Source organism: Pseudomonas sp. MPB23, assembly GCF_046605395.1.
Classification (GTDB): Bacteria; Pseudomonadota; Gammaproteobacteria; order Pseudomonadales; family Pseudomonadaceae; genus Aquipseudomonas.
This window is the reverse complement of record NZ_CP176771.1, coordinates 3566585-3592443: the sequence shown is the minus strand read 5'-3', so window position 1 is coordinate 3592443 and position 25859 is coordinate 3566585. Positions and strand designations below refer to the sequence as shown.

The following is a 25859-nucleotide window of genomic DNA, read 5'->3' as shown; positions in this document are numbered from 1 at the left end:
CAATTCGATTAGTATCTAAACGCTAGCAGCGATTGAACTGACGGCCTTGCATGCCGGGAAAGGGAGTAGGGTAATGCATTTTTCCAATGTCCTCGCTATTGCACGGACTCAATCGAAATCGGAGGATTTTCGGGAGCTTATAGTTCGCACTGTAGCGAATAATTTAAAAGTCGATACACGTTGCTACGGGCAACTAGTCGACCCCCACGAAAGTCACGACCACTACCGTGCCATCATTATAGAAGTCGATACACCCTCCGCCAGCAGTCAAACCCTGGACATAATAAAAAAAGCCCGAGATGAAAATCCGGAGTGCACGATATTTGTCGTCGTCACTTTCGCCTCCACGTTGAGCAAGACAAAATACTACCTGGCCGGTGCGGATTATTGCGTCAAGGTCGTAGAAACCTCCCCTGAAAAAAAATTAAGCGTGTTTGATGCGTTTCTCAGTGAAAGTGCTCGGCTCAATCATTGCACACTGATACTCGATCAGGATCGCATGTGCCTGTATGGTGACGGCAAAAAGCTGGAAATATCCTTTGTTGAAATGAGAGTGCTGGACGCCCTCATTCAAAATCGCCTGCTTAGTCACAATGAGATTGCCAGCGTCATGGGCCTTAATACCAAGTATTACGATTCGAGAGCGCTGGAAAAATCCATCAGCCGTTTACGCAGCAAAATCAAAGCGCACTACGGAGAAAACGTCATCCAGAATATCCGCGGATATGGCTACAAACTCAGCCAGGGCCTCATTTGCGCCAGCCATTTCCAATCCGCCAAGGAGAGGTCTAACCGTGAATAGCGAAAAAAAATCCCCGGCAGAAAACATGGACTTCAGGATCGTCAGACAAGCAATCGTCGATCGTGCCCATGGGTTATGGGGCAGTGAAATCAGGGTCATCGGCGACCTGGATCGCGAACACTGTGACAGTGCCTGCCTCCACGCATTGCGGCATGTCCGCCCCGGCCCCAAAGCGTCCCAGGTGCTGAACCACAAGTTTCTGCGCATTGGCCAACTCGCCTTGATGAACAACGACGTACTCAAGGCGATCATCCAGACAGCCCGCGAACTGGAAAAGCAGAAACAACCCTTCACCCTCAGTATCGACAACCCCCTGGATGCCCTGCCCGGCCCGCTGGAACGCCGGGCAATGGTGCGCCAGCTCTACACGTTGAAAGACCAGTGTGGTATCACCCTCGCCTACAATAACTACCGACTCGATACAAAGCCGGCAGACCTGCTGATCGACCTCAAGCTCTACGACTATATAAAGATGCCCTTCCCGGATTCTGCCCTCAGGCTGAGCCTCAACACGCGTTCCGATTTGTTCGATCGGCTCTATGACCGCATGCTAGAGCTGATCAGCGCATCCAGAGTGTGCTTCATCGCTGATACCATCGAGTTCGCCGACAGTGCGCTGCTGGCCAAGAACCTGCCTTTTGAATACTTTCAGGGCGGTTATTACTCCCCTGCTGACTGTCTATAACAACTTCACCTTCCTGAGATCGGTGGACACTATGAGCTCCTTAAAGAAGTACGATTTCACTTCGCAACTGGCGGCAATCGGGCTGCAGGACTTCACCCCCAATGCAGATTTTTTTTATTACGACGGCAATGCCCCCTCACCAGCGGACCGCGCTGAGGACCACCCATCGCTCACGCACCCGCACGCCGGCGCGCGCGACACGCAACCGATCCGCCAGCGTTTGAGCACCTACGTCTTTACTCACAACATCAGCTTGCCCTCGCATCCGTTCAACACGGTACGACAAGAATCCAGAATGCCAACGCCCAAGGATCATGACAGCACGCTGCATCACCCGGCTCTCGCCGAACAGACAAGCACCGAGAACACTCACCTGCATGCGCAGGATTTCTGGCTGCTCACTCAACATGACCGAGCACTGGTCAAAGGCGGCCTGCGCATTTCCTTGACCACCATTGAATCGGCGCTGATTAAAAAGATGTTGCACCATGAAGAACGTGTGGTCAGTAAAGAAGAGTTGATCCGCAATATAGGCCGCGAACCCGATTTATATCGTGGGTTGGAAATGTGCCTGAGTCGCCTGCAGGATAAGTTCAAGCGAGCCAACGACGGTGAACGCCTGTTCCGTGCTGTCAGGAACCGGGGTTATTGCCTGACGCAGAAAATCAAGAAACCATTGGACCTCAACCCGTCGCGCCGATAAAACAAAAAAAACAACTTGGACGTTAGCAGTCACCCGGCCTTTTATCACACTCTTCTATCTGCCTTTTTATAACATCCAGCACTAAGTATATGCCCCTGACCTTGTTATAACTCGTCAGCCATTGCCCCCTGCCCTTCATTACTATCAATGGGTACGCGACTTCGCGTGCCCATTGTTTTTATACCTTTAATTTCTTAAATCCTGCCACCACGTGCGTGGTCACCACCGGGAGCAGAACTATGCTGAACAACACGAGAATGCATCGAAACCTGACCCCCAAAGGCTTGACGTTCTGGGGCCAATGGACACTCGCATCGAGTTTGGTCGTCGCCGTATTATTTATGTTGGCGTTATGGAAAACGGGGCAACTTGAGTATAACTATCGAGTGCTGGCCGCCTTTACCATACTGGCCTCGCTCCCGGCATATAGCCTGTGCGATGTCTATAGTAAGAAAGATGATTACGCCGTGGGCCTGGGGCGCTTATTCATGGGCTGGCTGCTCACCATTGGCATCTTGTTTGCCGTGGGTATAGTGTGTAATGCCGGTTCGTTATTTCCGCTGGAAACGCTATTACTGTGGGCTGCCGTCAGCTATCCGTTATTGGCACTCAGTTATATACCGCTGCATAGTTTATCCCGGTATTACCACCGCCAACTTCACGAGCGACATAAGTCACTGATCGTGGGCACCGGCAAACTGGCGGTGGACCTGGCCAACACTCTCTCGCGCCAAAAGCGCTCGCCGCTGGTAGGGCTGGTGGGCAGCCACACCGATGCCGCCGAAGGCGCGACCTCGCGCATCCTCGGCGAACTGCCACAATTGCCGCAACTGATCCGCCAGCATGGCATTCGCCGGCTCTACATCACCCACTCATTGCAAGATGCCACCCACATCGAGGCGTTGTACCTCAACTTGCTGGACATCAGTGTGGATGTGATCTGGGTACCCGACCTCAATAACATGCTGCTGCTCAACCATTGCGTGGCCGAGGTGGACGGGTTGCCGGCGATCTATCTCAACGAAAGCCCGCTGACCAGCCGCCCCACGGCAGCCCTGAGCAAAGCGCTGCTGGACAAAACCCTGGCCCTGCTGGCGATCATCGTGCTGAGCCCGCTGTTGTTGCTGTTCGCCGTGCTGATCAAGCTCACCTCCCCTGGACCGGTGATCTTCAAGCAGGACCGCCACGGCTGGAACGGCCAGGTGATCAAAGTGTGGAAGTTCCGCTCGATGCGCGTGCACGACGACCACGAGGTACGCCAGGCCAGCCGCAACGACTCACGCATCACCCCGGTGGGCCGATTTATCCGGCGCACGTCCATCGACGAACTGCCGCAGCTGTTCAACGTGCTGCAAGGCACTATGGCGCTGGTGGGCCCACGCCCCCATGCGATTGCGCACAACGATTTTTACTCGGGGAAAATCCACGCGTACATGGCCCGCCATCGCATCAAGCCCGGCATCACCGGGCTGGCGCAGATCAATGGTTGCCGGGGAGAGACCGAGACCCTGGATAAGATGCAAAAGCGCGTGGATATCGACCTGCGCTACATCAACACCTGGTCGCTGTGGCTGGATATCAAGATCCTGATCAAGACGCCGTTTACCCTGCTGTCCAAAGACATCTACTGACCCCCTACCCGTGTAGGAGCGAGCTTGCTCGCTCCTACACGGGTATCGAGGTGTTATTCGGTGATCTTGTCGATGTTCTTGTAGAACAGCTCACTGTCGCGCCCGTCGGTCATCGAATGCAGTGAATAGGCGCGATTCAAACGTGCCCCACCATCACGTGTCAGCGGCGCCCAGACCACGTTGGCACGGCGCATGGTCGACAGGCTCATCAACTCATCGAACGGAATGGACAGGTAGAGGCCTTTGTCGAAGCTGCCTTCGCCGAAGTCTTGCTTGGACACGTTGGTGCGGGTGACCCACGCGCCAATGCGTACGCCATTGTTGAATTCCCGCGACAAATCCAGGGTGGCGCCCCAATCCCTGGCCAGGTAACGGCCGACGCTCAAGGCGCCCTGCAGGTTGAACGGCAAGTCGGTGTAGCCGGTGATATGCCCGGTGACGGTGCGGTAGTCGCGCAGGCTGAAGTCCTGCTCGAAGCCGCGTTGGCGCACGTAGTTCAGATCCGCCCCCACCGCCCAGCCCTGGCCCATCGGGCGGTACAGCACTTCACTGCCGACACCGGCGTACATCGACTCCAGCAAACCGCCATAGACCATGCCATACAAGTCCTGGTCCAGCCGCGCCGCGTGGTTGAGCTGGAAGGTCGGCAGCGTCACATCGGAGGTGGTCATGTACTTGCGCAGGTCGGTGCGTACCCGCGGCAAGCCACTGGGTGCGTCGTAGGTGAAGCCGTCGTAGTTGTTCAGCAGGTTGACACTCAGCAAGCCGCTCCACCAGGTGTTGCGGGTGAAACGGTACTCAGCGTCAAGGTCGGCGGATATCTGGTAGAGCAAGCCATCCGGGCCACCGACGTTCTGCTTGTAGCCCAGGCCCAGGCCGTAGCTGAAGGGTTTCGGCGTTTGGGTGTAGAGCACGGTCTGGGTAGGGGGGTCGGCGCGATTGACTTCGGTTTGCCGGTGCAGGTCCTGCAAGTCCTCGCGGTTGTTGACCACTTCACGGAAGGTGTTGCGCGGCACGCTGGTGGCCTCGATCGGCATGGCGTAGCGTTCGTTCACCAGGGTGAACCAATCGATCTGGTCATTGACGCTGTTGTCGAGGATACGGCTGGCGCGCCCCACCGCCTTGGCGCTGTAGAAATAGCGCTGTTGCTCACCGTACACCAACAACTCCGGCCCGCGCTGGGTGATGCTGCGCACGTTGTAGCCGGCGTTGTCGTGCAGGCGCTGGGACACGGCGGCCCAATCCACCTGGTCCATCGGCGTGGTCGGTGCCTGCTCGGGCAACTTGGGCGCCGGCGGGTCGTAGGTTTTCACCGGCGCCTTGCGGCTGACGAAATTGGTGTGCAGGGTGATGCCGAACATCGCAGTGTTACCCCGCTCCCACCCGGCACTCACGTCGATGGAATCGGCGAGCTTGTAGACCAGGCCGACGTTGACCGGCGAATCCTGGCGAAAGCTGTTGCTGCGCGGTTCGTTCTTGTAGTCGTTGCCTTCCACTTCGAGCTTGAGGCTCAAGGGCGCCCAGGGCGTCTGGTAGGCAACGCCGCCAAACAGCGCGGCCCGCCCGCGAAAGTAGCCGTTGGAAAAACTGCCGGAGCCTTCGGCGGTGGGCCGCTCGTTGAAGCGGTCATCCAGCGCCCCCAACGGGTTGCCAATATCGCCGCGACTGCCCATGTAGCCCCAGGCGATACCGGCACTGAAGTCCAGATCGCCATAGCGTTTGCTGGCCACCAGGTACTCGCTGGAAAACAGCCCGGTACCGCCCAGGTCCATGAACCCCACGGCCACCTCGGGCAGCCAATGGCTTTCCTGATACAAACGCACTTTGGCATCGACGGCCTTGTCCTTGTAACTCTGGCTGCCGCTGAAGGATTCAGCGCCATAAGGACGGTTGGTGATCGCGGTGTAGCGGAAAGTGCCTTCCAACCAGTCCAGCGGCTGCATCGAAAAACTGTAGCGGCTGTAAGGTTCGGTGCGGTTGGCATTCACGCTGAGTTCGCCGGCCGGGGCCATGCGGGCGGTGGGGGTCTGCAGCAATCCGACACCGCCAAAATCGCTTTGGGTGTAACGGGGATCGCCGTGTGCAACGCCACAAGGCACCAGCAGCACGGCCGCAATACATAATTTCAAGGCGTGACCTCGGCCAGGGGTTGGGTGGCGATGAATTCGGCCAATTGCTGATTCAGTTCGGGGGTGGGCGGGTCCAGGTCATCGCTGCGGATCGGCACCAGCAAGGTGCTGCCGGGCGCGGGCGGCACGCCGTCTTCACGGTTCCACGGGGCATTGCCCAGGCGCGTGACGTGGCCGTCGGGCTGGATCAGCCACAGGTAGTCGGCATCCGCCTGCGCCCCTGACGGGCAAGCGCGCAGGTAGTCGCGGGCCCGTTGCATCGGCTGGAAGGCCAGGGTGCAGGCCGTGGCGACGGCACCCAGCACGCGCACGCTGTCGGGGCGTGGCGGGTAGACCAGGCGGTCGCCATCGCTGATCGACGGGTTAGGCGCAAAGCCGACTTCCACCGCTACCGGGTCCAGCGACGTCAGGCGGCGGCCGGTCACCGGCAGCGCCTGCACCTGTTCATAGAGCTGCGCGGCCACATGGGCCCTGCCCTCGCGGCCGGCGGCCAAGGCGGCGCGGCGCAGGGTGTCGAGGTCGAACAGGACGCCGGCCTTGAGCCGCGCCTGGCGTTCCAGCAAGGGTTGATGCAGCCAGGCCGCGCCCAGCCAATAACCCTCGGCATCCGGCTGCGACGCCGTGAGCACGTCAAGCAAGCGGGTCTCGGGTTGCAGGGCGACCGGCCCGGGATGGGCCACTTGGCCGCTGACCGACACGGCGGCAGCCAGGCACACCGGCGTGCAGCCGTACAACAGCGCCAGCGCCGCGAGTTTTCGAACAGTCATGGGGCGTCCTTGCGGGTCGGTTGCAGCTGGGTGATGGTCAAGGTCAGGCGGGGGGTGAGGTGCTGCTCGCTGTGCACGATAAAACCGTTGGCGGGGTCGACCCAGTAACGGTTGCGCGCATGAAAGTCTAATGCTGCAGCCTCGATGTCTTCGTCGACCCGCAGCAGCGCGTAGGGTTTGTCGAGAATTTCCAGGGTCTCCATGCCCTTGCGGGTCAGGCGACTGGTGACCGCAATGCCCAGCCGATAGCCGTCGACCAGGTCGATCCGGCGCGTGCTGCGATAGCCGTCCGGCACGCGATGCAGCCCTTGCGCGAACGGCGACGGGTCTTGCCAGCGCGTGCCATTGAGGTCGACGCCCAGACCCACCGTGCGCACCACCAGGCCGTCGCGCATCAGCAGCACCTGCTTGCCGGAGGCGACCCAGAACTGCAGGTCGCCGCGCTGGCGAATCAGCGCCATCACCCCTTCGCTGGACACCGTGGTGACCTTGATCTGGGGAAACGGCACCGCGTCGACCTGAGCCTGGGTCAACGCCAGCGGCTCAGGCCCGGCCACGGCCGCCTTGAAGGTATCCATGGAGGCGGTCATCAGCGGATTGCAGCCAGCCAGCAGCCACGCCAACCCCGCGTAAGTTGCGATGTTCAGACTGTTCACGCAGGTTCCACCTTATCGGCTGTTGGCTTCGCTCAAATTGTTTTGAGTGGAGGCACCAATGCCGATGATCGACGCGGATGGCACCAACTGGCTGATAAAGCGGTTCCAGCGCGTGATATTGGCCGGGCCGACAAACACCACGTCCTGGGGCTGCACATCGAAGCGGGTGGCCAGGGCCATGGCCGAAGGCGATGTGGCTTCGAGCTTGAACACCTTGGCCGGTTCCACGTCGATGTTCTGCGCGCCGCGAATCACGTAGATGGCGTCGGCATTGGCGGTGTTCTGGTTCATCCCGCCCGCCGAGCCCAGCACGTCGGACAGGTTCATGTTGCGGGTCTTGAACGTCAGCGCGCGAGGCTGCATGACTTCACCCATCACGTAGATGCGCTTGCGGTCGTTGTACGGCAGGTACAACTGATCGCCGTCCTTGAGGTAGATATCGTTCAAGCGCGACTGCTCCAGGTTGAGCGTGTCGAGGTCGAGGATGTAGCGCTTGCCACCACGGGTGAGCGTGAGGTTGGACAGATCGGCATTGTTCGAGTCGATGCCCGACGCGGCAACGGCTTCCATCACGCTCATCGGGATCGTGGTGATCGGCACCGGCCCGGCCTTGACCACCGCACCGGTGACCACGACGCGCTGGCTGGCAAAGCGCAGGATGCTGATGTCCACCTGAGGGCTGTCGATGTATTGGCGCAGTTTCTCGGTGATTTCAACGCGCAACGCAGCCAGGGTCCGCCCTTTGGCGACCACTTCACCGACGTAGGGGTAGAACAGATTGCCGTCCGGGTTGACCAGCCGGCCGTTGGCGTCGATCTGCTGCTGCGGGCCGGAAGGCGCGGTCAGTTCGGGGTGATCCCACACCGTGATATACAACGCATCGTTGGCGCCGATCAGATAAGGGCTCGGTTTATAGTTCAATAATTCCGGCGCGATGGAATAAGGCACTTGAGTCGCCGCGTCCATGGCCAATAACTTTGGCGTAATCGGAATTAATTCCACGCGACTACTTTCAGCGCCGCCTTCTTCGGTCAAGGCCGCGGTATCCATATATTGACCGGGGGCAAACATGCAGCCTTGCAACAATGCAGCGGCCACGGCCGCCACAGAAAAAATACGCATCATGGTGCTAGGACACTCGCGATAATCGACAAGAAAAAAAGACCGCTTGGGCGGGGAATCCAAGCGGTCTGAAAGCGGAAGGTTTACAACTTAGTTACCGGTACCGGTGGTACCGGTCGTGCCTGTGGTACCGGTGGTGGTGCCGCCGTTGGAGCTGCCGCCGCTGTTGGAGGCGGCGGCGGCGCCGGCGATGAGGGCGCTGCCGACGAGCAGGGTTTCACCGACCGTCACCGACCCGACCACCGTGGTGTTGAGCCACAACGGCAACTCAGCGGCCAATGCAGAAGTACTCATCACACTGAGCAAAACAATAGCCAATGGTTTTCTCATAACAGACTCCTTATCGTCAGTGAGTAGCCGGGCCGATAGTGCCATCCAACTAAACAACGCACCAGCGACGTAACTTTAAGTACACCGAGTTGAAAATAACGTTTTTCCAGCCAAGCGCCCGGCTGCCAATGCATTGCGGCACCGTAAGTTATATAAAACGTTATTAATTGTCGGAAAACGTCAGACCCTGCCGTACTTGTCCTCGAAGCGCACAATATCGTCCTCGCCCAGATAAGTGCCGGACTGCACCTCGATCAGTTCCAGGGGAATCACCCCTGGATTTTCCAGGGCATGCACCTGACCGATGGGGATATAGGTCGACTGGTTTTCCGAGACCAGGTACGTCTGCTCGCCATTGGTGACGCGGGCCGTGCCGCTGACCACGATCCAGTGCTCGGCACGGTGATGATGCATCTGCACCGACAACTTGGCCCCCGGCTTCACGGTGATGCGCTTGACCTGATAACGCAGGCCATTGTCGACCGAGTCGTACATGCCCCAGGGCCGATACACCTCGCGGTGGTTGAGGTGCTCGTGGCGCCCGGCCTGCTTGAGCTGGTCGACGATGCCCTTGACCTGCTGCACCTGGTCCTTGTGGGCGACGAGCACCGCGTCCTTGGTCTCGACGATGATCAAGTCCCGCACCCCCACCGTGGCCACCAGCCGACTGTCGGCGTGCACATAGGTGTCGCGGGTGTCCAGGACCAGTCCATCGCCACGGATCACGTTGCCATCGGCGTCTTTCTCACTGGCGTCCCACAGCGCCGACCAGGAGCCGATATCGCTCCAGCCGGCCCGCAACGGCACCATCACTGCGTCGTCGGTTTTTTCCATCACCGCGTAGTCGATCGAGTCGTCCGGGCACGCGGCGAAGGTGGCCGCATGCACGCGGGTAAACGGAAGGTCCTGGCTGCCGCCTTCCAATGCCACGCGACAGGCTTCGAGGATGGCCGGCTGGAAGCGTTCCAGCTCTTGCAGGTAGCGGCTGGCGCGGAACATGAACATGCCGCTGTTCCAGAAATACGCGCCACTGGCCACATACGCCGCCGCGGTGGCTTCATCCGGTTTCTCGACAAACCGCCGGACCCGATAACCGCCCTCGCCCACTGCGTCGCCTTGCTCGATGTAGCCGTAGCCGGTGTGGGCGCTGGTGGGGGTGATGCCAAACGTCACCAGCTTGCCGTCCCGTGCCAGCGGCAGCGCCACTTCCAGGCTGGCATGAAACGCCGGGATATCTTCGATCAAGTGGTCCGCCGCCAGTACCAGCAGAATCGGGTCATCGGCTTCGGTCAGCGCCTTGCATGCCGCCAGCGCGATGGCCGGCGCAGTGTTGCGCCCCACCGGTTCGAGCAGGATGCTCGCGTGTTCCATGTCCAGTTGGCGCAATTGCTCGGCCACCAGGAAGCGGTGCTGTTCGTTGCAGATCAACTGCGGCAAGGCGACATTGGCGCCTTCGAGCCGAGTGATGGTCTGCTGCAGCATCGACAGGTGTGCATCGGTCAGACGCAGGAACTGCTTGGGGTTCAGCTGCCGCGAGAGCGGCCACAGGCGAGACCCCGAACCTCCCGCCATGATCACGGGTAATAACATGAGAGCATCCTTGGGAGAGAGAGTCAGAAATAGGCACGGGTGTTTTCATGCACCCGTGGGCTGATACGCAGTTCATCCTGTGGCCACCAATGGAATTGCTGGTGTTGCTCCGTGGGCGGCTGCAGGGTTTCATCGTCGGCCAGCTCCAGGCAATAGCAGAGCACCACATAATGGGTGTCCGGCCCGAAACCGGCGTTGGCAAACACACTGTCATCGTAGAAATGCTCGAACACGCCCAACAGTCTGGCATTGGCGCGCTCGAAAGGCTGCCCCAATTCGTCGCGCGCAATGCGCCGGAACGCGTCATCCAGGCGTTCGTTCTTTTGAATGCGCCCGCCGGGCACGAACCAGTAACCATACGCCGGCCGATTGAGCCGCAGGCCCAGCAAGACCTCGTTGCGACTGTTGCGCACCACCAGGTCGATCGCCACCAACGGCGTCGACGTTACGACCGTATTGAAGGTCGGTAAATCAAGCCACATACCCGTCAAACCTGTGCCAGAAAACGTTGCAGAATGTGTTCCTTGTCAAGGAACTCCTTGGCGTAGTTCAACGCCACATTATTTCGTACGGGCAATGCCAGTACCCGTTCGATCCCCGCGTTCAGCGCCGCGACGGACTCCGGTTCGATCAACACCGCGATACCAGGGTGTTCCTCGCACAAGCGGCCGAGGGTGGTATCGGGGTCGGCGGTGATGATGGCGTTGCCGCCCGCCGCCAGGATGTTGGTGAGCTTGGACGGCAACACCGCGTCCGCCACCCCACGCTTCTGAATCACCAGATGCGCGTCGGCCGATGCCAGCAGCGCCGGCAGATCGTCATAGGCCTGCAAGGGCGCAAACAGCACATTGTGCAGATCGTCGCGTTGTACGCGGTCCAGCAAGCGCGCCTTGCCGGTGCCCTGGCCGACGATCAGAAACACCAGGTCCGCGCGATCAGCGTAGGCCTGGGCGGCGTCGAGAATCAGTTCCAGGCCCTGCTTTTCGCCGATGTTGCCCGAGTACAACAACACCCGCGCCCCGGACGGCACACCCAGGCGCTGCAGCAACGCGTGGTTGCGCGGCACCTGGCGAAAGCGCGCGGTTTCCGACCAGTTGGGAAAGAACAGCAAGCGCTCGCCGTTCACCCCTTTGCTGCGGGCCTTGTCGAGCATGCCGCTGGAAATCGTCGAGACCCGATCGAAGCGCCGCAACAGCCAGCGCTCGATGCCAAATGCCAGGCGGCGCAGAGAGGAGCCGCCGCCGATCCCCAGACCGAACATCGCATCCACTTCGTAGTCCTGGATATGCAGCACCGAGCGCGCGCCGCTGAGCTTGGCCAGCAACAGCGCCTGGGGCGCACAAAACAGCGTGGGCACCACCAGGATCACCAGGTCCGGTTTCCAGCGCAGTTGCCCCAGCACCGCCAGGCACGAACTGGCGGAAAAACTCACCAGGTGCAGCAACCGCGTCAACGCGCTGGGCTGGCGCGGCACATACAGCGGGCAGCGAATCACCGTCACGCCGTCATCCTGTTCGGTGCGATAACGCCACGACGAATAGCCCTCGCCCACCTGCCACTGCGGGTAATACGGCGGCGCCGTCACCACCCGGACCTCATGCCCCCGGCCCGCCAGCCAGCGTGCCTGTTCGCCGCTGTACTTGCCGATGCCAGTGAGCTCCGGGCTGTAATTGATGCCATACAGGAGGATCTTCATTACTGGCCCCGAGGTTGTTCGAGCGCCGCCAGATAAGCGTTGTAGGCATCGCGCAGACCGTCCTCCAGCGGCACGTAGGCCTCCCAGCCCAGAGCGTTGATACGGCTCACATCGAGCAACTTGCGCGGTGCGCCGTCGGGCTTGCTCGCGTCGAAACGCAGGCGCCCCTTGAACCCGGTGACCCGCACCAGGGCCTGGGCCAGTTCGGCGATGGTGCAATCCACGCCGGTGCCGACGTTCAAGTGCGAGCGCATCGGCTGGGTCTGCTCGCGATAGCGCTCGGGGCTCAGTTCCATCACGTGCACGCTGGCTGCCGCCATGTCGTCGACGTGGAGAAATTCGCGCCGCGGCCGGCCACTGCCCCAGATCACCACTTCCTCATCGCCGCGCTGCGTGGCCTCATGGAAACGTCGCAGCAACGCGGCGATCACATGGCTGTTTTCCGGGTGGTAGTTGTCGCCAGGCCCGTACAGGTTGGTGGGCATCACGCTGCGGTAATCGCGACCATGCTGGCGGTTGTAGCTTTCGCACAGCTTGATGCCAGCGATCTTGGCCACTGCATAGGGTTCGTTGGTGGGCTCCAGCGCACCGTCGAGCAACACCGCTTCGATCATCGGTTGCGGCGCGTGCACCGGGTAGATGCACGAGGAGCCGAGGAACAACAGATGCTCCACGCCATGGCTGTGGGCGGCGTGGATCACGTTGGCCTGGATCATCAGGTTCTGGTAGATGAAATCGGCGGGGTACGTCGCGTTGGCGTGAATCCCGCCGACCTTGGCGGCCGCCAGGTACACCTGGTCCACCCGCTGCCGGGCGAAGTACGCCTGCACCGCCGCCGGGTCGAGCAGGTCCAGCTCATCGCGGCTGGCCGTGAGGATCTGCGTATACCCCAGGGCCCACAGGCGGCGCACGATGGCCGAACCGACCATGCCGCGATGGCCGGCGACAAAGATCCGTGCATCAAGATCACGAGCCATGCTCAATTCTCCACGGCAATCGGGGTGTCGTGCCCGTGGGAGCGCAACAGCGCGTGACGCTGGGCGATTTTCAGGTCTTCGCGGACCATCTCCGCACACATCTCCTGCGCACTGATCTCCGGGGTCCAGCCCAGTTTCTGCTTGGCCTTGGACGGATCGCCCAGCAGCGTTTCAACTTCCGCCGGACGGAAGTAACGCGGGTCGACGCGCACAATCACATCCCCCACCAGAATGCCCGGCGCCAGGTCGCCGTCGATCTTCTCGACCACCGCGACTTCCTCCAGGCCTTCGCCGACAAAGCGCAGGTGCAGGCCCAGTTCCGCCGCCGACCAGCGAATGAAGTCACGCACCGAATACTGCACGCCGGTGGCGATCACGAAGTCTTCGGGGCTGTCCTGTTGCAGCATCATCCACTGCATGCGCACGTAGTCCTTGGCATGACCCCAGTCACGCAAGGCGTCCATGTTGCCCATGTACAGGCACTGCTCCAGGCCCAGGGCGATGTTGCTCAGGGCGCGGGTGATCTTGCGGGTCACGAAGGTTTCACCGCGACGCGGCGACTCGTGGTTGAACAGGATGCCGTTGCACGCATACAGCCCATAGGCTTCGCGGAAGTTCACGGTGATCCAGTAGGCGTACAGCTTGGCCACCGCATAGGGCGAGCGCGGGTAGAACGGCGTGGTTTCCTTTTGCGGGGTTTCCTGCACCAGCCCGTACAGCTCGGAAGTGGAGGCCTGGTAGAAGCGGGTCTTTTTTTCCAGGCCCAGCAGACGGATCGCTTCGAGGATGCGCAAGGTGCCCAGGGCGTCCACATCGGCGGTGTATTCCGGCGAGTCGAAGCTCACGGCCACGTGGGATTGGGCGCCGAGGTTGTAGATTTCATCGGGCTGGATCTGCTGGATGATGCGCGTCAGGTTCGACGAATCCGCCAGGTCGCCATAGTGCAGAATCAGGTTTTTATGCAGGGCCTGGGGGTCCTGGTAAATGTGGTCGATGCGCTGGGTATTGAACGACGAAGAACGTCGCTTGAGGCCGTGGACCGTATAGCCTTTTTCCAGCAGCAGCTCCGCCAGGTACGAACCATCCTGACCGGTGATCCCGGTGATAAGCGCAACTTTGTTCATGTCTGTCTCCCAATTGATAGGCGAGCGAAGGCCGACACCCAAACTTGGGTGTTTGTTAAAAACGCTCAGTTACTTCGGTGTGGGCAGGTTCAAGTTATGTCCGGTCAACTTCGAGAGTTCCCGGACAATGGCTTCCTTATCGTGTAAATGTGCAATGGCGGTTTCCAACTCGAGCACTTTGGCGCCCACCAGAAAGCGGTACCAATAGCCTTGCAGCAGGTGATAGACCAGGCCGCTGCGGCCATCGAGAAATCCCAGTTGAATGAAGTAGCGCCACAAGAAATACGCGGTCGAACTCAGGGTGAACGGCACGCGGTTATACACGCGGTTCTTCACCAGCCGCTTGGCCTTGGCCTGGAACGAACTCTGCCCCGTATGCAACTCATCGCGGATCTCAAACAGCCCCAGGCGCGCGTTCAACACTTCGATCGCTTCACGGGTGGCATAGCCGTTGTGCTTGTGGGTGAAGAACGTCAAGTCCTGCAGGTTATGGTCGGCAAACCCGCCTTCGAAGGTGACGGTGCGACCCTCGGCCACCGAGATGTGCTCATCCATCCAGCGGTCTTCCATGCGCCCCAACCCCGTGCGCCACAACCGCAGCATCTTCAACGGGTACCGGCCGCCATGGCGCACCCAGCGCCCCATGAAAATATGCTTGCGCTTGAAGTTGATGCCGGTGATGTCACTGGCCAGCGTCGGCAACCGCGTATTGATCTCGGCAGCCAGGTCGGCCTCGATGATCTCGTCGGCGTCCAGGCGCAGGGTCCAATTGCCGGTAATCGGCAAATTATCCAGCGCCCACTGGAACTGCTTGGCCTGGTTGACGAACGGGTGCTGCACCACCAGCGCGCCGTGGCGGCGGGCGATGTCGCAGGTGTCGTCGGTAGAGAACGAATCCAGCACCAGCACTTCGTCGCTGAAAGCGCGCACGGAGTCGATGGCCCGGGCGATGTGCAGGCTTTCGTTGTAGGTGAGGATGATGACGCTGATGGTTTCGCGCTTCATCTTAACCACCGTGCAGTTGCAGGACTTCGGTGGTGAGCCTGCGCGGTGAACGCGCGGCCCGGAAATGGCTCTCCACGGGCAGCCCCACGGCGATCATCATGATCAACCGCTCGCTGGCCGCGATGGCGCCGACGCTGCGAATCTTCTTTTCCACCGAGTTGAGGATCGCCAGGTTCAGCGGGCACGCCCCGAGGCCATTGGCATGACAGGCGAGCAGCAGCCCCATGGAAAACAAGGCGCCGTCCACATACAACTGATTGCGCTGGCCGGCGCCGCCCCAGGCGGTGACTTCCGATGTGACCACGAACAGGTTGTCCACCGACTGGGCAAACCCGCGCGAGCCGCCTTGCAGTTCCAGCAGTTGCGCGATCACCGCGCGGTCCTGGTACACATGCACCCGCGACGACTGACGATTGCATTGCGAGGGTGATGATTGCGCCAGCTCCACCAGTGACGTCAGCAAGCCACTGTCGATCTTGCCGGCCTGGAACATGCGGCAGCTAGAGCGCGATTGCAGGAACGCCTTGGCGTCCAGCCCGGCATTGCCCGACCACGGCGTGGCCTGTTTGATACCCCCGCTGGCGGCGGTGCCATCACGCTTGAGGTGCTCCACATAAGCTTCCAGGTAATACACAAAATCGTCGCTGATGCCCAAGGTGCGATGCAGATCGAGGTAGCCTTGGAAGGCACCGAGAGCCATCTCCACCGGCAGCGCGGAATAGGTGCGGTCGTACTCGTTGAGCATGTGGATGATGCTGTTGATCTTGTCCTTGCCGAACAGCGGCTTGGGTTCCTTGAGGGACAGGCCTTTCTCCACCGTGTGGGTTTCGATGATGATTTTGTAGAACAGCTTCTTGTTGCGGCTTTCGAACGGCGAGTAGCCGTTGTGGCGAATAAACGTGAGCATGTCGCGAAAGAACTCGCTGACGAACAACATCAACTTCCATGCTTTATCCATCATGCGTTTCACCTGTTTCATAGTGCGATGTCTCTTGGTTTGAGGGGGCGGCACGGCGCACCGATGCAAATCGTCCAGGCCGGCAGGTTCGATGTGACCACCGAACGCGCCCCGACCACACAGCCCTCCTCCAGCAAGCACCCGGGATGGATAAACGCCTCGGCGGCCACCCACACGTGGTCCTTGATTACGATCTCGCGGGTCACCAGGGGCCGCAGCAGACTGCGGGTGTCGTGGGTGCCGGTGCACAGGAAGCTGCGTTGGCTGATGGCGACTTTGGAGCCCAGGGTGATCTTGGCCATGGCGTACACATCCACCCCATCGGCGATAGCGGTGTAGTCGCCGATTTCCAGGTTCCACGGCGCCCAGATACTGCATGTGGGCGCAATCCGACAGCCCACGCCGACCTTGGCGCCAAAGCAACGCAGCAGCCCACGCCGCCAGCCATGCAACATCCAGCGTGGCGTGGGACGAAACAGCAGTTGGTAGACGATGCCCCATAACAGGCGTCGCGCCTTGTCGCGGCGGGGCAAGGTGTCGACATATTTAAGTTGTGCGAAGTCGTTCATGGTCGCAGCGCTGCCAGTTGTTCCAACAGATAGCGTTCGCCCACCTGCTGCAGCGCCTGACGCCGGGCCCGGACCGCCACCCAGTCGATGGGCGCTGCGATCAGCCTCTGCACCTGGTCGGCGTCATCCGCCGGCAGGAAGCGTTGCGACAGTTCCAGCTTCTCCAGCAGGTTGCGCACCCGAGCGTTCAGCGACGCTTTGTTGCCCGGCAGGCCCACAGAGATAAACGGCTTTTCGAAAATGATCGCGAACACCGTGGCATGGAAAGAGTTGGTTACCACGTAGGCGCTCTCCTTGAGCAGCTTGAGCCAGTCCTGGGGCCCGACCTGCACGGTCTCGCCGATCTGCCGCCAGCGTCGGTGCGCGTTGTACGGCGAGACAATCGGCCCGGCCACGTGCCGCGACAGCGCCTGAGCCACATCGCGCACCCCCACAGCGGTGCGCAACGCGTAGCAGAACACATGGCCGGTGCGGGTCTGGGTGGCCGTGGCGAGCAGCGCCGAATAGTCGCGGTGCAACAGCGTCGGATCAGGCACGCACTGGGCGGCGAGCCCCGCGACCTGCTGCACGATGGCCACCCCGCTCTCTTCGCGCACACTGATCGCCGACAGCTGCTTGAGCAGGCCTTCGGCTTCGGCGTGGTATTCGGGCTCCAGGTATTCCTTGCCGAAACTGGCGGCATAGGAGATGCGTCGAGTCGCCTTGTCGCAATCGAAAGCCAGGAAGTACGCCGGGTCCAGCCCGGTCTGGCCCGAGGGGTTCCAGATCTGGTCACTGCCCGCCACCAGCAACTGCTGGCCGGCGACGGCCTGGTTGAGCTGGTCGGCGTGGGCGTACCGCGGTTCCTGGATATTCAGGAACCGCGCCTTGAACGCCTGGAACTGCCGCGACTGGGCATTCGGCCCCAGCACCCGGGTTTTCAACGTCAGGGCCTTGAGGTACAGCGCCTTGAGATTGGCCTTGAGCTGGCGCGGGTTGAACAATTGCCGAATCTCACTGCCGTCCTCGACGTAGGCCGGGTGGTAATTGATCAGGCTCACCTGCAAGCCTTGCTGCTGCAGCCAGCGCTGCAAGGCATAGGCTTGCAGCACCGCGCCGAAGTTCTCGCTGAAATGGTAGGTCAGTATCCCGGCCCTGACGGGGCGTGCCGATGCGCTCATGATCCAGCCTGTTTTAATAAGTAATTTGGGGAAACGGTCTGGCGTGCGGGCGCTGTCTTGTTGAGCAGGCCGATAAACACCGACCACACCAGCAAATAGCTGCCATCGAAGGTGGTGAAGAACTGGTAGCTGGTCTTGAACGAGAAGATCAGCAAAATCGCCACCACCGCCAGCGACACCGGGTTGCGTGGCAAGGTGCTGAACAGCAGGCCAAACAGCGCCACGCCGACCACCCCCAGCTTGGCCGTCACGCCCCAGTAGCCGTTCTCGATATCGAACTTGGAATTCTCGAACCAGCGCTCGTCATTGGTCGGCACGCCGGGGGTCAATTGCTTGGCCAGGCCATTGCCGAGAAACACCGTGGCCGGGTTATCGAGAAACGACTCCTTGGCATGAGCGATCTCGAAGGCACGGGTCACGTCCTCACCCTTCTCCTCGAACAGGTAAGTGGCAAAGCGCGAGACCGCCAGGGGGCTGGCATAGAACGTCAGCGTGCCCAAGGCGCCGATGGCCACCACCAGCACCGCGAGGGACTTGAGCTTGCGTTGGGTAATGGCCGACAACAGGATCATCACCGCCATTGCCGCAAGGATGGTCTTGGAGCCCGCCGCGAGCAGCGTGACCGCCAGGATCAGCATCAGGCCGATCTTGCGTTGGCAACAGGCATAGAAAAACAGCAGCACCGCCGAACTGGTGGGAAACAGCATGATCCGTCCCACTTCGTCGCTGGACTTGGACGCCGCGTTGGTCAGGTCGATCCCCACCCCGTACAGGCTGACCTGCAGCAACTGGCCGAGGGCGAAGATGTAGATGGCCCGCTCGATGATGCGCCGATAGTTGAAGCTATGGGCCCGGGCGATTTTTTCCACATTGGCCGACACATAGCTGTACCCGGCCAGCAGCAGCACAAAATACAAAAACGGAATGCCCGAACGCAGAAACTGGTACAGCGAGATTTTCGCGCCGCTGGATACCAGCACCTGCAATACGCTGGACACCACCACCAGAGCCAGCAACGCCGACGCTCGGGTGAAGCCGCGCGCCGCATACACCACGAACGGCATCAACAGCAGCAACGCCAATGGCTGCGACAAGTTGTTGCTCAGCGCCATGGGCAAGGCGAAAAACATCAGCGGCAAGTAGAGGGTAAGGCGCGCCTGGGACAGCATCATGGGCCCACCTCGCCGACGCGAATCACCCGCAGGTACACCAACACCACCAACTCCGGCAGTGACAGCAACAGCGACGCGCCCAACAGCGGATCAATGCGCTCCTTGCACGCCAGCCACAGCAGCAAGGCCGCCACACTGCTCAACGCGTAGATCACCGAGGTGCGGGTGTGACGATTGGTGGAAATCAGCATCGCCGCGAGGATGAACCAGGCCACGTTCAAGATCGTATGGGAGCCGATCAGTGCCAGCGACAGGCGATCGACCTGCACCAGCCCATGGCTCCACAACAGGATGATCTGCGGCCCGGCCCAGATCCCGGCGGCATACACCAACACGCACAGGCCCAGCACCAGGGAGCTGGCGCGCTGGGTGAAGCGTCGCGCCTGCTCGAACTCGCCGCGCCCGGCCAGCCGTGAAATCTCGGGCGTGAGCGCGTTGCTGCAGGTGATGCCCAACTGGATGATCAGGCGCATCAGCGTACGGGCCATGGTGTAGCCGACCACCACCGCCGGGCCGGCGATCTGGTTGAGCACTTGCAGGCCGCCCTGCAGGGTGATCGCTTGCGCCAGCGGAATCGCCGCGCTGCCCACCGCCGGCTTCCAGATACCGCGAAACTCGGCCCAGGACGCCGACGCCAGCCCTAGCAGCGGCCACGGTGAAATACGCCGCACAAACAAGGTCACCAGTACCAGAAACAGCATCTGGCTGAAAAACATGCCCTGGGCCAATTGCAGTTCCGAACCGCCAAGCAGCAGCACGCCGATGGACAGCAGAATATCCAGGGTCCTGCGGTTGGCCATGATAAAGACCCCGCCGACGGTCCTGTCGATGGTGCGAAACCACGCGTCGATCGGCCCACCCAGCAACCGGGTGCACAGGTAACCGGACATGAACAGCACCACCAGACTGGCCTGCTCGGATGTCAGGGTCTTTAACTTGAGCAGTGCCACCCAGTCGAGCCACTGGCCCAGGGTCAAGGCGAACACCAGCACCAACACGACCACCGCCAGGGTAAAGGCCAATGCAGTCTGCACGCTGCGTCGCGCACCGGGCACATCGCCCTGGCTGGCGCGCAAGGTGGCACTGGTGGCCGATGCCTGGGCAACGCCCAGGTCGAGCAGGCTGAGCATCGACGGGATCCCGGTGAGCACCAGCCAGTCGGCATAGCGCCCCGTGCCCCAGGCATGCAAAAAGAACGGCACCAGCACCAGTTGCGCCGCCAGCGTCACCAGTTGGGTGTAACCGTAGCTGAGCACGTTGAGGCGAAAACGACGCGCCAACGAACGAGGCATTTCAAGCACCTTGTCCATGGGGCATCAGGCCTTGTCGGATTTATAGGCGTAGCTGTAATAGCCGTAGTCGCCATAGCCATAGCTGGCGGAACGGCGTTTTTCCACGCCATTGAAGATCGCGCCCTTGAGTTCGATACCGTTCTGATGAAAGCGGCGCAGGGTCAGCTCGATTTCCTTCGCCGAATTCACACCGAACCGCGTGACCATCAGGCTGGTACCCGCCTGGCGCCCGACGATCGCCGCGTCCGTCACCGCCAGCAGCGGCGGCGTGTCGATGATCACCAGGTCGTAGCGCTCGCTGACTTCGTCGAGCAACGCCGAGAAGTTGGGGTGCATCAGCAGTTCCGACGGGTTGGGCGGGATCTCCCCACGGCCGATGAAATCGAAGCGCTCGACCGCCGTCGGGTGAATCGCTTCCTGCAAATCGCAGCGCTTGGCCAGCAGGTCGGACAACCCGGTCTCCACGGCTTTGCCGAGCATTTTGTGCAGGTAGCCCTTGCGCATGTCTGCATCGATCAGCAGCACGCGCTGACCTGACTGCGCGACGATCGCCGCCAGGTTGGCCGAGACAAACGTCTTGCCCACCTCAGGACTTGGACCGGTGATCATCAGGCGGTTGTTCTTCGCCTCGAGCATCGCGAAGTGCAGGCTGGTGCGCAGGCTGCGCATGGCCTCCATCACCAGGTCATGGGGATGGTTGATGGCCAGCAATGAGGGCACTGTCGAACGGTTTTTCGCAGCGTTGGTTTCCTCGGCTTTTTGCAACTGACTGAAGGGAATCGATGCGTACACTGGCAGGCCGAGCTTCTCGATCTCATCCGGGCTTTCCAGGCCACGATTGAGCAAGCTGCGCACCAGTACCAGGCCGACCGAGAGCATTCCGCCGAGCAGCATCGCCAACAGCACCACAATGGCCTTGCGCGGCGCTACCGGTTTGCTGAGGTTGACGTCGGCGTTGTCGATCAGGCGCACGTTGCCCACGGTGCCGGCGCGCATCACATCGAGTTCCTGGGAGCGGTTGAGCAGTTGGGTGTAGATCTCGGTGCCTACCTGTACGTCGCGGGTCAGGCTGAGCAATTCCTGCTGGGTGCTGGGCAAGCCTTCGACCCGCTTGGTCATTTGCGCCTGCTTGGCGTTGAGTTCATCGAGCTTGGCCAGCAATGCCCGGTACGCCGGGTGTTGGCGAGTGAACTTGCGGTCCATCTCGGCCTGTTGCAGCTTGAGTTCGGAGATACCGGTGTCCAGGGCTACCACTTGGTCGAGTACAGCCTTGGCTTCCAGGCTGATATCAATGGATTTGCTGCGGGTCTGGAAGCGGTTAAGGGCGTTTTCGGCTTTCTCCAGATCGCGTCGTACCTGAGGCAACTGATCGTTGAGGAATGACAGGCTCTGAGCGGCCTCGGCCGACGTGCGGTCGACGTTCTGCTTCACATACAGTTTGGAAATTTCATTGAGAGTGCGCACCGCCAGGGCCGGACGAGTGCTCTCCAGGGACAGGCTGATGATCCCCGATTCCTTACCGCGTTCGACCACCGTGAGCAGGTCCTGGTAGTCCGCCACCGTATCCAGGCGCGGCTTGCGCACAATCTTGAAACGCGCGCCCGGGTTGGCCCGCAGCTCTGTGACGAACACCTCGACGCCTTCGGCGGAAAACGGTTCGCCGACGCGGCCGGCGGCGATCTGTCGACCATCTTCATCCAATAACGTATAGGCCTGGTCTTCGCCGGCGATCAGCACCAGGGTGGTGCCGAGCAGTGCGGCGGGCAGGTTCAACGTGCTCAGCGCCAGACGCTCACCTCCCGCCGAGTAACGGCTGAACCCCAGTAGCGGCGGCGCGACATCACCCGGCATTTCAGGCACATAACGCCGGGCAAGAAAGCCACCGACCAAGGGGAAATGCTGGGGCGTGATGACGATATCCAACGCCAGGGTATCAACGGTCTTGCCGATGATGGTGCGCGATTTGATCAACTCAATCTCGGTCACCGCCGGCGATTCTTTGCCCAGCAGGCTGCTGACGTCCGAGAAGCCGAGCATGTCGTTCTTCTTCGGCTCCACTTGGATCAACGCGTTCGCCTGGAACACCGGCGCCGCCAGGATCGCGTAGGTCGCGCCGAGCAGCATGCAGGTACCGGTTATCCCTGCGATCAGCCATTTATGATCGATCAGAGTACCGAGCATGGCGAGCACGTCGATCTCGTCACGGTGGGCGTTGTCAGAGGAAGCGTTCTGGGGTGAATACATAAATCGCGTCTTCGTCCTTGCAATCATTAAAAAAGAGAGCCTCAGCGCGCCAAGCGCTGTGCCCAGGCCTGCGCAGCCTGTTCGATCAAGACATAGGCCTGCACGAAGGCGGGTTTGCCCTGGCGATAGGGGTCGGTGATCTCGCGGTCGTGCTGCCACTTACCCAACAGGAACACCTTGCCGCGCGCCTCGGGGGCAAGCTTGAGCACACCGTCGATATGGTGCTGTTCCATTACCAGGATCAGGTCGGCCTCGCTCACCGCCTCGGCGCTGAGTTGCCGCGCTTTGTGTGCCGACGGCACATACCCGCGCTCCAGCAGCACCTGCTCGGCCGTCGGCTCCAGCGGATGGTCACGCAAGGCCGCCAGGCCCGCCGAACTCACCTGGATCGCCGACGGCGCCAGCGCGGCGCCCAGCACCTGTTGCGCAGTGGGGCTGCGACAGACATTGCCGATGCACACAATCAATATCTTTTTGAACAAGGTAACCTCCCACGCACCGCACACTTATTCTTCGGCAAAAGGGACGACCTTATTTAATAACTGGCAACTAATGACCGAGCAATTATGACCACAGCCGATAAACATCGACCATCTATCGCGCAAGACAAAAAATAACAAATACGGCATTAACCGACTAAAAATAACATTCCATTACTTTTTCACCCTCGCATAATAAAGTGCCAACCGAATGCAACAACTAAGGCACGGCCATGAATACTTCAAAGTTATTGGTAGAGCGTATTGGCCTATTTCCTTCTTCGGGAAATATTCACATCGAGGTGAATAACTCGACGCGCGTCGTCGAGCGCATGCACGTGTTATATGCCGACAACTCCCTGGACAGCGACGAGTCCTGCTCCGGCCTGTCCATGGTCTTCGCCGATTGGCGCTTCAAGTTGCAGGTCAGCGATGCGCTGTCGGTATGCCTGTGTGTGGAGAGTCGCGGTGACAGCCAGTTCATGCAGGTCAAGACCGCTGAACTGCTGGCGAATATCTCCGGCACCGAGGAGCGGCCATGAGTCGGTTGGGGTATGTGCGACGCGCCAGGCGGTGAGAACGCTGCCTCTGGATCGGGTGTTCACTCGGTCTTTCTGCGTGCCGCGCCCAGCCGCCAAAAAGGCTCCTGATGGGCCAGTTCTGCACCTGAAAGGCTCACCGCGATGCGGTCGAGCAGCCTCTCGGCGTTGAACTTGGGCACGAGGCAACAGGCCAGCAGCGCAACCAGGCCGGCGCCGATGAACGCAGGGGAAACCTTGACCTCGGCGGGGTCGATCCGCCACAGAAAACCGAGGGCCGCGACCGTCCCCAGGGCTGCACCGGCCAGGGCCTCATTGAGCGGGTGGATATAAGGCGCGACGCAATAGGCGCTGAACACGCCACCGAGTGCTGCGCCCGCCAGCGCCGCCGGCCAGCGCCAGGCCGGATTGAATTGGCGCGCCACCAGACTCAATCCCACGGTGAGCATCAAGCAGGTATTCATCGCATGGCCACTGAGTACCGCGATGTCCATATGTTGAAACGCCAAGCCCCAGCCTTTGAACAACAACTTACTCAACGCAACAATCGAATAAGTTAGACCGACCGTTACAACCCAGGCCCGAAGTGCCCAGGGATTGGAATATCTCAACCAGACGGCAATGATGATAGCGGCCGGAATCATCACGGTAATCCCGCCATACTGTGCAAGTTCTGCGCGCATCATTCCCCAACCGTTGACGTGTCCGTTTCGGCGCCCATCAGACCGTAGGCCTTGGGTAATTACAACGTTATAAAAGGTCAGGCTTGACCTGCCTCCAGCTATAAAATGCCCATTTCTAATCAATTAATAAAATAATCATTCATTTTTTTAATAATCAGATTGGAACCAATCGGCATTTTACAGGGCGCTGGGTCAGGCCGCGTTGCGGATTTTGTCCAGGGCCGCCGCCACCCATTGGCCGAACGCATCCACCGGCCCTTGCAGGTTGCCGAGGAAGTGCGGGTAGATCAGCCATAAATCCATCACCGGCTTGAAGTCCTTGAGCGGCATCACCGCCAGTTGCTCACGATGGGCGCTGCGTTCGAGCAAGGGTCGCGGTACCAGGCCCAGGCCCAGGCCGTCCGCCACCAGGCCCAGTTGCAGCTCGGTGCCGAAGGTTTCCAGGTTGACCCGCAAGGCCAGGCCCTGATCCGATAGCGTGCGCTGCAAACCTGCGCGAAAGCCGCAGCCGTCCGGGTTCAGGATCCAGCCGTGCGGGTAGATATCGGCCAGCTTGCACGGCTTCTTCGGCAACTGGGCCTTGGCGCAGACCACCACCAGTTCCATCTTGCCGATGGATTCGCCGATGACGTTGTCCGGGAAGATTTTGCCCGCCGGAAACAGCGCCGCCGCCGCGTCCAGCTCGCCGCGTTCGATCTTGCCCACCAGTTGGCTGCCCCAGCCGGTGGCGACCTGGGCGCGCAGGTCGGGGTATTCGCTGCGCAGGTGCTTGAGCGCATCGAGCAGCACCACGTCGCCGATGGTCTGCGGCACGCCCAGGCGCAACACGCCGGTGGGCGGGGCGTCGGTGGCCACCAGTTCGCGCAGGGCGTCCATTTCACGCAGGATCAGCCGGCACTGCTCATAGACGCGGGTGCCGATCAGCGTAGGTTTGAGGGGTTTGGTATTGCGGTCGAACAGCGCCACCCCCAGCGCCTGCTCGAAGTTCTGCACGCGACGGGTAATGGCTGGCTGGGTCAGGTGCAACGACTCGGCGGCATGGCTGATGGACTGGCAACGAATCACTTCGACAAAGGCATCGATATCGTCAATTTTCATTTGGGCCGCACATAGAGAACAGTCATTAAGATGTGTGCGAAGCATAGTTGCAGGACAGTTGGCTGGATAGCCCGCCCGGTGTTTGATTGCCGCACACACCCTCGCCGAGTGGCTGGCCCATGGCGACACCGTGGTGCCGGATTTCACCGCCAGCGCCAACTATGTCAAACGCCATATCCCCGGCGCCTGGTGGGTCCTGCGCGCGCAATTGACCGAGGCCCCGGCCAACGTGCCAGCCGCCCATACGAAGGCACCGACAACCCCAAGGAAGCCATGCAGGCCTAACTGGATTGGGAATTCGGCCTGGTCGAGCAACTGGCCCGCGACGGCACCCACGGTTTCTATGTGATCTGAAATGACTGCGTCGCGGCGCCCAATCAGCGCGTGTACCCACACCGTTGAACTCTGGGTTCGATAATCGAACGGGTTTCCACTTCGGCCATTCAAG

25 protein-coding genes and 1 pseudogene are annotated in these 25859 nt (G+C 60.7%); 6 read left to right on the top strand and 20 right to left on the bottom strand.

Annotated elements, in window-relative coordinates; genetic code table 11:
• Positions 1-73: 73 nt before the first annotated feature.
• The 4 genes from ACLH0J_RS16480 to ACLH0J_RS16465 all read left to right on the top strand — a co-directional run bounded on the left by ACLH0J_RS16480 (position 74) and on the right by ACLH0J_RS16465 (position 3821).
• Positions 74-802, top strand: a complete 729-nt coding sequence (locus ACLH0J_RS16480; protein ID WP_411388138.1) for a winged helix-turn-helix domain-containing protein — start codon at positions 74-76, stop codon at positions 800-802.
• Positions 795-1487 (top strand): hypothetical protein, encoded by a 693-nt coding sequence (locus tag ACLH0J_RS16475; RefSeq protein WP_411388137.1) that lies wholly within the window; start codon positions 795-797, stop codon positions 1485-1487. The genes ACLH0J_RS16480 and ACLH0J_RS16475 overlap by 8 nt, the downstream gene beginning before the upstream one ends.
• Positions 1488-1518: 31 nt before the next feature.
• Positions 1519-2190 carry a helix-turn-helix domain-containing protein gene (locus tag ACLH0J_RS16470; protein ID WP_411388136.1) on the top strand — a complete coding sequence of 224 codons (672 nt, stop codon included), beginning with the start codon at positions 1519-1521 and terminating at the stop codon, positions 2188-2190.
• Positions 2191-2429: 239 nt separating this feature from the next.
• The gene (locus tag ACLH0J_RS16465; RefSeq protein WP_411388135.1) at positions 2430-3821 is read left to right on the top strand and encodes an undecaprenyl-phosphate glucose phosphotransferase; all 1392 of its coding nucleotides are present in this window, start codon (positions 2430-2432) and stop codon (positions 3819-3821) included.
• 53 nt (positions 3822-3874) lie between these two features.
• On the opposite strand, the gene ACLH0J_RS16460 is transcribed toward ACLH0J_RS16465, so the two are convergent.
• The 18 genes from ACLH0J_RS16460 to ACLH0J_RS16375 all read right to left on the bottom strand — a co-directional run bounded on the left by ACLH0J_RS16460 (position 3875) and on the right by ACLH0J_RS16375 (position 23094).
• Entirely contained in the window at positions 3875-5950 is a 2076-nt protein-coding gene (locus ACLH0J_RS16460; RefSeq protein ID WP_411388134.1) for a YjbH domain-containing protein, read from the bottom strand.
• Complete coding sequence (locus tag ACLH0J_RS16455) at positions 5947-6717, bottom strand: capsule biosynthesis GfcC family protein (protein WP_411388133.1); 771 nt, start codon at positions 6715-6717, stop codon at positions 5947-5949. The genes ACLH0J_RS16460 and ACLH0J_RS16455 overlap by 4 nt, the downstream gene beginning before the upstream one ends.
• The gene (locus tag ACLH0J_RS16450) at positions 6714-7373 is read right to left on the bottom strand and encodes a YjbF family lipoprotein (RefSeq protein WP_411388132.1); all 660 of its coding nucleotides are present in this window, start codon (positions 7371-7373) and stop codon (positions 6714-6716) included. The genes ACLH0J_RS16455 and ACLH0J_RS16450 overlap by 4 nt, the downstream gene beginning before the upstream one ends.
• A gap of 12 nt (positions 7374-7385) precedes the next feature.
• Entirely contained in the window at positions 7386-8498 is a 1113-nt protein-coding gene (locus tag ACLH0J_RS16445) for a polysaccharide biosynthesis/export family protein (RefSeq protein WP_411388131.1), read from the bottom strand.
• Between the two features lie 87 nt (positions 8499-8585).
• Positions 8586-8825: a hypothetical protein gene (locus ACLH0J_RS16440; protein WP_411388130.1), complete on the bottom strand. Its 240-nt coding sequence runs from the start codon at positions 8823-8825 to the stop codon at positions 8586-8588.
• A 180-nt stretch (positions 8826-9005) separates the two neighbouring features.
• Positions 9006-10415 carry a mannose-1-phosphate guanylyltransferase/mannose-6-phosphate isomerase gene (locus ACLH0J_RS16435; protein WP_411388129.1) on the bottom strand — a complete coding sequence of 470 codons (1410 nt, stop codon included), beginning with the start codon at positions 10413-10415 and terminating at the stop codon, positions 9006-9008.
• A gap of 23 nt (positions 10416-10438) precedes the next feature.
• On the bottom strand, positions 10439-10897 hold the full coding sequence (locus ACLH0J_RS16430; protein ID WP_411388128.1) for a GDP-mannose mannosyl hydrolase: 459 nt from the start codon (positions 10895-10897) through the stop codon (positions 10439-10441).
• A gap of 5 nt (positions 10898-10902) precedes the next feature.
• Positions 10903-12111: a glycosyltransferase WbuB gene (locus tag ACLH0J_RS16425; protein ID WP_411388127.1), complete on the bottom strand. Its 1209-nt coding sequence runs from the start codon at positions 12109-12111 to the stop codon at positions 10903-10905.
• Positions 12111-13088 carry a GDP-L-fucose synthase gene (gene fcl, locus ACLH0J_RS16420; RefSeq protein WP_411388126.1) on the bottom strand — a complete coding sequence of 326 codons (978 nt, stop codon included), beginning with the start codon at positions 13086-13088 and terminating at the stop codon, positions 12111-12113. The genes ACLH0J_RS16425 and fcl overlap by 1 nt, the downstream gene beginning before the upstream one ends.
• 2 nt (positions 13089-13090) lie before the next feature.
• The gene (gene gmd / locus ACLH0J_RS16415) at positions 13091-14212 is read right to left on the bottom strand and encodes a GDP-mannose 4,6-dehydratase (RefSeq protein ID WP_411388125.1); all 1122 of its coding nucleotides are present in this window, start codon (positions 14210-14212) and stop codon (positions 13091-13093) included.
• Positions 14213-14281: 69 nt separating this feature from the next.
• Positions 14282-15217 (bottom strand): glycosyltransferase family 2 protein, encoded by a 936-nt coding sequence (locus ACLH0J_RS16410; RefSeq protein ID WP_411388124.1) that lies wholly within the window; start codon positions 15215-15217, stop codon positions 14282-14284.
• A gap of 1 nt (position 15218) precedes the next feature.
• Entirely contained in the window at positions 15219-16178 is a 960-nt protein-coding gene (locus tag ACLH0J_RS16405) for a nitroreductase family protein (RefSeq protein WP_411388123.1), read from the bottom strand.
• A gap of 14 nt (positions 16179-16192) precedes the next feature.
• Entirely contained in the window at positions 16193-16744 is a 552-nt protein-coding gene (locus ACLH0J_RS16400) for a putative colanic acid biosynthesis acetyltransferase (protein WP_411388122.1), read from the bottom strand.
• Positions 16741-17904, bottom strand: coding sequence for a polysaccharide pyruvyl transferase family protein (locus ACLH0J_RS16395; RefSeq protein ID WP_411388121.1), 1164 nt, complete (start codon positions 17902-17904; stop codon positions 16741-16743). The genes ACLH0J_RS16400 and ACLH0J_RS16395 overlap by 4 nt, the downstream gene beginning before the upstream one ends.
• Entirely contained in the window at positions 17901-19076 is a 1176-nt protein-coding gene (locus tag ACLH0J_RS16390) for an O-antigen ligase family protein (RefSeq protein ID WP_411388120.1), read from the bottom strand. Before ACLH0J_RS16390 ends, ACLH0J_RS16395 begins: the two co-directional genes overlap by 4 nt.
• Positions 19073-20368: a lipopolysaccharide biosynthesis protein gene (locus ACLH0J_RS16385; protein ID WP_411388119.1), complete on the bottom strand. Its 1296-nt coding sequence runs from the start codon at positions 20366-20368 to the stop codon at positions 19073-19075. Before ACLH0J_RS16385 ends, ACLH0J_RS16390 begins: the two co-directional genes overlap by 4 nt.
• A 24-nt stretch (positions 20369-20392) precedes the next feature.
• Complete coding sequence (locus ACLH0J_RS16380; protein WP_411388118.1) at positions 20393-22612, bottom strand: polysaccharide biosynthesis tyrosine autokinase; 2220 nt, start codon at positions 22610-22612, stop codon at positions 20393-20395.
• Positions 22613-22653: 41 nt separating this feature from the next.
• Positions 22654-23094, bottom strand: coding sequence for a low molecular weight protein-tyrosine-phosphatase (locus ACLH0J_RS16375; RefSeq protein WP_411388117.1), 441 nt, complete (start codon positions 23092-23094; stop codon positions 22654-22656).
• A 230-nt stretch (positions 23095-23324) separates the two neighbouring features.
• Between ACLH0J_RS16375 and ACLH0J_RS16370 the strand changes: the two genes are divergently transcribed.
• Entirely contained in the window at positions 23325-23633 is a 309-nt protein-coding gene (locus tag ACLH0J_RS16370; RefSeq protein ID WP_275970382.1) for a phosphomannomutase, read from the top strand.
• Between the two features lie 59 nt (positions 23634-23692).
• Here ACLH0J_RS16370 and ACLH0J_RS16365 read toward each other — a convergent pair whose 3' ends face one another.
• Positions 23693-24316, bottom strand: a complete 624-nt coding sequence (locus ACLH0J_RS16365; protein WP_411388116.1) for a hypothetical protein — start codon at positions 24314-24316, stop codon at positions 23693-23695.
• Positions 24317-24505: 189 nt separating this feature from the next.
• On the bottom strand, positions 24506-25411 hold the full coding sequence (locus ACLH0J_RS16360; protein ID WP_411388115.1) for a LysR family transcriptional regulator: 906 nt from the start codon (positions 25409-25411) through the stop codon (positions 24506-24508).
• A gap of 97 nt (positions 25412-25508) precedes the next feature.
• Between ACLH0J_RS16360 and ACLH0J_RS16355 the strand changes: the two are divergent.
• Positions 25509-25765, top strand: a pseudogene (locus ACLH0J_RS16355) (rhodanese-related sulfurtransferase); the annotation flags it as partial.
• Between the last annotated feature and the right edge of the window lie 94 nt (positions 25766-25859).